The organism is Paenibacillus sp. AR247 (assembly GCF_002968895.1).
Taxonomy (GTDB): Bacteria; Bacillota; Bacilli; order Paenibacillales; family Paenibacillaceae; genus Paenibacillus_AQ; species Paenibacillus_AQ favisporus.
Map to the genome: position 1 here is coordinate 15,550 of NZ_PCZT01000023.1, position 8,121 is coordinate 23,670.

At 49.3% G+C, this 8,121-nt stretch carries 6 protein-coding genes and 1 pseudogene; 6 read left to right on the forward strand and 1 reads right to left on the reverse strand.

Annotation, left to right across the window (positions count from 1 at the left end):
• Positions 1–49: 49 nt before the first annotated feature.
• Positions 50–1,395, reverse strand: a pseudogene (dnaA, locus tag CPT76_RS29080) (chromosomal replication initiator protein DnaA).
• 848 nt (positions 1,396–2,243) lie between these two features.
• On the opposite strand from dnaA, the gene rpmH reads away from it, so the two are divergent.
• The 6 genes from rpmH to mnmG form a co-directional block, all read left to right on the forward strand.
• Entirely contained in the window at positions 2,244–2,378 is a 135-nt protein-coding gene (rpmH, locus tag CPT76_RS29085; protein ID WP_068778604.1) for a 50S ribosomal protein L34, read from the forward strand.
• A gap of 357 nt (positions 2,379–2,735) precedes the next feature.
• The gene (rnpA, locus tag CPT76_RS29090) at positions 2,736–3,086 is read left to right on the forward strand and encodes a ribonuclease P protein component (RefSeq protein ID WP_105445567.1); all 351 of its coding nucleotides are present in this window, start codon (positions 2,736–2,738) and stop codon (positions 3,084–3,086) included.
• 73 nt (positions 3,087–3,159) lie between these two features.
• Positions 3,160–4,053, forward strand: coding sequence for a YidC/Oxa1 family membrane protein insertase (locus CPT76_RS29095; protein WP_105445363.1), 894 nt, complete (start codon positions 3,160–3,162; stop codon positions 4,051–4,053).
• Positions 4,050–4,754 carry an RNA-binding cell elongation regulator Jag/EloR gene (jag, locus tag CPT76_RS29100; protein WP_105445364.1) on the forward strand — a complete coding sequence of 235 codons (705 nt, stop codon included), beginning with the start codon at positions 4,050–4,052 and terminating at the stop codon, positions 4,752–4,754. The genes CPT76_RS29095 and jag overlap by 4 nt, the downstream gene beginning before the upstream one ends.
• Positions 4,755–4,944: 190 nt before the next feature.
• Complete coding sequence (mnmE, locus tag CPT76_RS29105) at positions 4,945–6,321, forward strand: tRNA uridine-5-carboxymethylaminomethyl(34) synthesis GTPase MnmE (protein ID WP_105445365.1); 1,377 nt, start codon at positions 4,945–4,947, stop codon at positions 6,319–6,321.
• Positions 6,322–6,380: 59 nt separating this feature from the next.
• On the forward strand, positions 6,381–8,121 hold a 1,741-nt coding region (gene mnmG / locus CPT76_RS29110), incomplete at its 3' end, for a tRNA uridine-5-carboxymethylaminomethyl(34) synthesis enzyme MnmG (protein WP_105445366.1).

Here is an 8,121-nt window from a genome sequence, read left to right on the forward strand (position 1 = left end):
ATCAAGCCTATTCACATGTGTATAGATTGTGCATAGGCTTTGAACTTGTTCAGGTTGGGTTTTTGATTTTTTCCGTGATGTTATTGATGACTTTGAACAGATCCTGGTCCTCTTTCAGAGACTGGGATATTTTCTCGTGGGCATGGATGACGGTCGTATGGTCTCTTCCCCCGAAGGCCTCGCCGATTTTGGGCAGCGAGAAATCTGTCAGTTCCCTGGACAAGTACATGGCGATCTGTCTTGGAAAAGCGACGGCCTTAGTCCGTTTCCGCGCTTTGAAATCCTCAAGCTTCAAGTTGTAGTACTCCCCGACCTTCTGCTGAATGTCCTGAATGGTGATCATCTTCGGTCTGCTGGACGGGATGATATCCTTCAGCGCTTCGGCAGCCAGATGCGTGGTCACGTCCTGATTGGTCAGCGAGGAATAGGCGACGACGCGAATCAGCGCCCCTTCTAGCTCCCTGATGTTCGTGTCGATCTGATTGGCGATGTACATCATCGCTTCATTCGGAATATCGAGATTCTCCGCCTTGGCCTTCTTCCGCAGGATCGCGATCCGCGTCTCCAGGTCCGGCGGCTGGATATCCGTAATCAGCCCCCATTCAAAGCGCGAACGCAGCCGATCCTCCAGCGTCGGAATTTCCTTGGGCGGACGGTCGCTTGAGATGATGATCTGCTTCTGTTCCTCATGCAGGGCGTTGAACGTATGGAAAAATTCCTCCTGTGTCGACTCTTTGCCCGCCAGAAACTGAATATCGTCAATCAGCAAAATATCGACGTTCCGATACTTGTTGCGGAAACTCTCGGCCCGGTTGTCACGGATTGAGTTGATGAATTCATTCGTAAATTTCTCGGAAGAGATATATACGACCCGGCTGGCGGGATTGTGCTCCAGAATGTAGTGTCCGATCGCATGCATCAAGTGGGTTTTGCCAAGCCCTACCCCTCCATACAAAAACAAAGGGTTGTACGCCTTCGCCGGCGCTTCCGCGACAGCCAAAGAGGCCGCGTGCGCAAACCGGTTGCCCGAACCGATGACGAATGTGTCAAATGTATATTTCGGGTTAAGCATATGGGTTAGAGCCTCGTCAGGGGTCGCCTGAGGCATGGGCGCGGGCTGCTGTGGGGTGAGTTCGGCAGGCTTGTTCTCCTCAATACGAATTTCACGTCAACCTGCTTCCCCAACACTTCATAGATGGTGGAGCTAACGAGTTTTGTGTAGCGGCTTTCCAGCCATTCGACAGCAAATGTGGTTGGAGCGGAAATTACGATGGAATGCTCGCTCATTTGTATCGCTTTGGTTGCTTTAAACCAGGTGTCAAAACTCGGCTTGCTGAGCTTGGTATGAATAATTGATAGGATTTGCTGCCATAATTCGGAAGTATGGCTGTCCACAGACTGTCACTCCTTTAAATCTTCCAAATGTGGCTGGGATCGAGCCATGAGTGGAAATGTCGAAAAAAGATGAATGGTGCAGAATATATCCCCAGTTTCAAAAACGGGGGAAAATAAAAAAAGTGGACAAATTGAAATTGTTCACAAGTTTATCCACAGCTTGTTGATAATATATGGGGTGAAATCACATATTCACATCCAAAAACAATATAATCATAGCAAAAGAACGCCCGTTTATCAATGAAATGGCTGAAATTATCCACAAATTCAATAAGTTGTGTATAATTATTATTCACACCACTATATATTGTTTATAACGTGTTTAATTTTCGACAGCATCTCCCAAAATAAAAAATCAGTTGTGCACAGGTTATGCCGGATCTTAGAATTTTATTGCGAACGATGTGAACAAGTGGATAAATCCGAATTGTGGATTTTTCAGGTTTGTTGGCCGGGGGGCTGTGGAAAACTCGGATGGCTGGATTTTAAAATGAGATGATGTGGTTTTACCGAAATGCCATCGAATGACAAGGGAATGCCAGGAGAAGGTGTCCACAGAAATCCAAAGGCGATAAGAAGGATGGAGCGTTTAACGCTGCTGACGAAGATGGGGATGAAGCGGTGAAGCTGGCGTTCCAGATCAGACGGATCGAGAAGTGGGAGAGGGAAGCAGTAAAAAGAGGGAGAAGAGCGATCGCAGGGATTCAAATTCCGGAAAGTGGGGGAGCAGGTTTGAGTTGACTTTTGGGCCTGTTCATGATTAAATGTATAAAGGCATTTTCTGTGTTGAATGAAAATGAATATTTAACCATAAAGGTTATGAAATCCTGTAAGGGGGTGTGCAATACATGAGACCGACATTTAAACCGAATGTAAGCAAGCGCAAAAAGGTGCATGGTTTCCGGAAAAGAATGAGCACGAAAAACGGCCGCAAAGTGCTGGCAGCTCGTCGTCAGAAGGGCAGAAAAGTACTGAGCGCGTAAATTTCGTACATGAAGACCACCGAGGTGGTCTTTTTTTCATAAGAAAACGTCTATCGGCGTACAAAAATGAGTTTTTCCTTTCATTTCTACAGATTTTTTCAAGAAAAAGAGGGAGAAGCGGACCTTTTCGCCGAGTAGAAGATGTAGATACGTCCCGATCCCGAAGAAATGAAAGAGGACAGGCCGTGCTCAGAGAAGTGCTCACGGTTCTTATTGTGGTTTATATCTCACAAATGATGACCATACTAGGAAGTGGAATATCGCTATATATTATATGAAGCAAAATTTCGAATGCTGATATTTTTGAAGGAAAGGCCGCTGTACATCGGGATGGCGGGCAGCAAGCAGGGGATATTCGTGCATAAAAGTTTACGTTTACGAAACCGGGCTGACTTCAGCCGCGTATATAGGCATGGGAAGTCATTTGCCAATTACCAATTTGTCGTGTATTGGTTCCGCAAAAAAGAGGTAGAGAAGTTCCGCGTCGGCATATCCGTCAGCAAGAAAGTCGGCAACGCCGTTGTACGCAACCGGATGCGAAGACTGGTCAAGGAGATTATGCGCAACCATGAAGACAAGCTGATCGAGCATGTCGATCTTGTATTTATTGTAAGAAAAGGCGCCGTTGAAATGTCCTATAAAGACCTTGAAAAAAGTGTTCTGCACGTGCTGCGGAAAGCGTCGCTGCTGAAGCCTCCGGGGCGCTGAATGCTGGTTTCTTTGTCCAATTAATTATGGTATGATTTACGGTGAATGGAAGCGTTAAGAGAGGGGTTATGAAGTGTCGCTACTTAAGACTAGCCGAGGCAGGAAATGGATCCTCCTCATCGCTGTGATGATGCTCGCAGTGGTTGTTTTAGCTGGGTGCGGAACAGGCAACACTGTGACGCATACTACAGAAGAAATGAAGAACGGCGGCTTTTGGCAGGCTAACGTCGTTTATTATTTCTCGCTCGCATTAGATACGTTCGCCGGTTGGTTTGGCGGAGCTTACGGCTTAGCCGTCCTCGTGATGGTGATTATCGTCCGTACGATTATTCTGCCGTTATCCATTAAGCAGGTTAGAAGTTCCAAGGCGATGCAAGCGATTCAGCCTGAACTTGCAAAGATAAAAGAGAAGTATAAGGATCAGCCGGAGAAACAGCAGCAGGAAACGATGAAGCTGTTTCAGGAGAACAAGGTTAATCCGATGGCGGGATGTCTTCCGCTGGTTATCCAAATGCCGGTTTTTATCGCACTCTATAATTCCATCGTGTACAACTCGCATCTTCGTGACCACTCGTTCCTGTGGCTCCAATTGGGTAAACCGGACCATACGTTCATCCTGCCGCTGCTGGCTGCTGCAACGACATTCCTGCAGTCCCGCATGATGATGAAAATGAACCCGAGCCCGCAGCAGGGTGCCATGCAATTTATGATGCTGGTGTATCCGGTTTTGATTTTCTTCATGTCTTACCAGTTCCCATCCGCACTGCCGCTGTACTGGATTTACAGTAACCTGTACACCATTATCCAGAACTACTTCCTGTATCGTAACAACAATACGACTGCGAACGTAGCCGCCGTTTCTTCTGCTGGAGGAAGCGCAAATGCCAAGTCTGGCAACAAAGGCAGCAGCAACAAAGGCGGTAAAGGAAATAGCAAAGGGAAGAAGGGGGCAAAAAAATCTAAATGAGCAAAGTCGTCGCTTCAGGAAAAACCGTTGAAGATGCTGTAAACCAAGGGCTGGCCCAGCTTGGGGTAAGCCGCGACCGGGTCACGGTCCAAATCGTATCGCAGCCGTCAAAAGGATTCCTGGGACTGATCGGTGTCAAGGAAGCAAAGGTGGAACTTACACTGCTGCCTGAGCCCGCACCGGAACCAGTGGAGACGGCGAAACCTTTGCCACTAGATTTACATGAACCCGAAGCTTCCATAGAGGAAGAAGAGAAAGACCCTTACGAAACGGCTGCCGAGTTTATCATTGACGTCGGGAAGAGCATGGGACTGGATGTGAGCGTTGAAATCCAGCACGCGAGGGATGCTACGACACTTCATATTTTCGGTCCCGATTTGGGACTGATCATCGGCAGAAGAGGACAAACCCTCGACGCCTTGCAGTATTTGGCCAACATTGTGGCGAACCGGGTTTCAAGCAGTTACGTGCGGCTTGTGCTCGATGCTGAGAACTTCCGGGAGCGCCGGAAGAAGACCCTGGAGGATTTGGCCGACCGGTTGGCGGGACGGGTGATTCGGACCCATAAAGAAGTCGTTCTTGAACCGATGTCCCCGCAGGAGCGGAAGGTGATCCATTCCAGGCTGCAGGATCATCCGCAGGTGAAGACCTACAGTAAAGGGGAAGAGCCCAACCGGCGCGTAGTCATTACGATAAAGTAAAGAGAGACCTGTACAATGACTTTATTGAGCTTACCTTTAGCTTATGAAGTCATTGTTTTTTTGAATCTTGAATGGGGTCACCGGGAGGCACCAGGTACAGCCGTCGCAGGTCTTGATATGTCTTGTTATGGCAACAATAGAGCTAACAGAAACGGATGAACGTTTAATATAGAAAAAAGAGGTGACAGCCTTGCTTACAGATACAATCGCAGCGATATCGACAGCTGTAGGGGAAGCGGGAATTGCCGTTATCCGCGTGAGCGGACCGGACTCGATTTCTGAGGTCGAACGGATTTTTCACAGCAAAACGGCGTTAACGAAGGCGGAGTCGCATACGGTTCATTATGGGCATATCGTCGACCCGGACACCCAGGAGCGGGTGGAGGAGGTGCTTGTCACCGTGATGCGGGCGCCGCGGTCTTTTACCACGGAAGATGTGGTGGAGATCAGCACGCACGGCGGCGTGATTTCGGTCAAACGGGTGATGGATCTGCTTCTGCAGCTGGAGATCCGTCTGGCCGAGCCGGGCGAGTTCACCAAGCGGGCCTTTTTGAACGGCCGGATTGACCTTTCCCAGGCCGAAGCAGTAATCGACCTGATCCGGTCCAAGTCGGACCGTGCCTTCTCGATCGCATTGAAGCAGGTAGAGGGGTCTTTGTCCCAGAAAATCGGGGAGCTGCGCCACACCTTGGTGGAAACGATGGCTCACATCGAAGTCAATATCGATTACCCGGAGCATGATGTGGAATCGCTGACGGCAGAGTTCATTAAGCAGAAAAGCAGCGAAGTTATGGAAGGTATCCAGAAGCTGCTGAAGACCGCCGAAGAAGGGAAGATTTTACGCGAGGGTATCACCACGGCGATTGTCGGACGTCCAAACGTGGGCAAGTCTTCACTGCTGAATGCGCTGGCGCATACGAACCGTGCCATTGTGACTGATATTCCAGGCACGACGCGGGATGTCATCGAAGAGTTCGTCACGATCAACAACATTCCGCTCAAGCTGCTGGACACGGCAGGAATTCGGGAAACGATGGACGTCGTGGAGAAAATCGGTGTGGAGCGCTCGAAGCATGCGGTCACAGAAGCCGATCTCATCCTGCTCGTGCTGAATGCAAGCGAACCGCTGCATGAGGACGAACTGGAATTAATGGAACAAATCCGTGGTAGACAATCCATCGTCATTATGAATAAAATGGACTTACCTTCGCAATTGGACAGAGATCTGCTGTCCAGGTACTATCCGGATGAATTGATCGTCCCGATGTCGGTGATGACCGAAGAGGGGATCGATCTTTTGGAAAAGGCGATTTCATCGCTCTTTTTCAGCGGGAAGCTGGAGTCGGGCGATTTGACTTATGTCAGCAACGTCCGGCATATCGCTCTCCTTAAAAAGGCGTACAAATCGCTTCAGGATGCCTACGAAGCGGCGGATCAGTTCATTCCGATCGACATGATCCAGATCGATGTCCGTCTTGCTTGGGAACAGCTTGGTGAGATCACAGGTGATACGGCGGCTGAAACGCTGCTGGATCAAATTTTCTCCCAGTTCTGTTTAGGTAAATAAGTCGTTCGTTCATATAGATTCATGTATTTATTTTCAGAAAAATAAAGGAGGTTTGTCCGATGAGTTATGATGGAGGCAGTTATGATGTCATCGTCATCGGCGCAGGTCATGCCGGCTGTGAAGCTGCTTTGGCCGCAGCGCGGATGGGCTGCAACACACTGATGATTACCATCAATCTGGACATGGTCGCATTTATGCCGTGCAACCCTTCGATCGGGGGACCGGCCAAAGGGCATGTCGTCCGTGAAATCGATGCGCTGGGCGGCGAAATGGGCCGTAATATTGATAAAACGTTTATTCAAATGCGGATGCTGAACACAGGGAAGGGGCCGGCAGTGCATGCGCTGCGTGCGCAAGCCGACAAGTTCCTGTATCAACAAACGATGAAGGAAACGATGGAGAAAGAACCGAACCTGACGATGCGTCAAGGCATGGTGGAACAGCTGATTGTTGAAGACGGCGTCTGCGTCGGCGTGGTGACGAAAACCGGCACCTCGTACCGTGCTAAATCTACGGTGCTGACTACTGGCACGTATCTTCGCGGTAAAGTCATTATGGGTGAGCTGACCTACGAAAGCGGTCCGAACAACCAACAGCCTTCGGTGAAGCTGGCGGAAAATCTGCGCGAGCTGGGCTTCGATCTCGTTCGCTTCAAGACTGGTACGCCTCCGCGTGTACACAAGTCCACCATTGACTTTTCCAAGACCGAAATTCAGCCGGGAGATGAGAAACCTAAATTTTTCTCTTATGAAACAGAGTCTTCCGATAATGAGCAGCTTCCTTGCTGGTTGACGTATACTTCGGTGGAAACCCACCGCATTATTAACGAGAACCTGCACCGTGCGCCGATGTTCTCCGGTATTATTGAAGGAACAGGACCACGTTACTGCCCGTCGATTGAGGATAAGATCGTGCGTTTCAGCGACAAGCCGAAGCATCAAATTTTCCTCGAGCCGGAAGGCAAGAACACCTCTGAATATTATGTCCAAGGGCTGTCCACCAGTATGCCTGAAGACGTTCAGCTGGCGATGCTGCGCAGTATCCCTGGCTTGGAAAAGGTTGAAATGATGCGCAACGGTTATGCCATTGAATATGACGCTATGGTGCCAACGCAGCTGTGGCCGTCTCTGGAAACGAAGAAGATGCCGGGCTTGTTCACCGCTGGTCAAATTAACGGAACCTCCGGTTATGAAGAAGCTGCAGGTCAAGGCATCATGGCCGGCATTAACGCTGCGCGCAAAGTACAGGGCAAGGAGCCGGTCATTCTCGACCGTTCGCAAGGCTATATCGGGGTTCTGATTGATGACCTCGTGACGAAAGGTACCAATGAGCCTTACCGTCTGCTGACTTCCCGTGCGGAATACAGACTGCTGCTTCGCCATGACAATGCCGATCTGCGGTTGACACCGGTAGGGCATGAGATCGGTCTGATCTCGGAAGAACGGTTCGCGAAGTTTTTGGATAAGAAGGAAAAGGTGGAGCTGGAAATCGAACGCCTACGTTCAACGAAGGTGGGTCCTTCCCATGTGAATGCACTGTTAGAATCGATCGGTTCCGCCCCGATTCAGGATGGCAGTAACCTGCTTACCATTCTGCGCCGTCCAGAAGTATCCCACAGCCATATTGAACAAATTTCACCTTCGCCATATGAACTAACGGAAGAAATGAAGGAGCAGGTGGAAATTCAAATCAAGTATGCAGGGTATATCGAAAAGCAGCTGATCCATGTGGAACGTTTGCAAAAGATGGATAAGAAGAAGATTCCGGAATCGATCGACTATAACGATGTTCAAGGTATCG

Excerpts from the sequence above, each read along its gene's own strand:
- rpmH (WP_068778604.1), top strand. The coding sequence starts at position 2,244 with ATGAGACCGACATTTAAACCGAATGTAAGCAAGCGCAAAAAGGTGCAT.
- jag (WP_105445364.1), top strand. The coding sequence starts at position 4,050 with ATGAGCAAAGTCGTCGCTTCAGGAAAAACCGTTGAAGATGCTGTAAAC.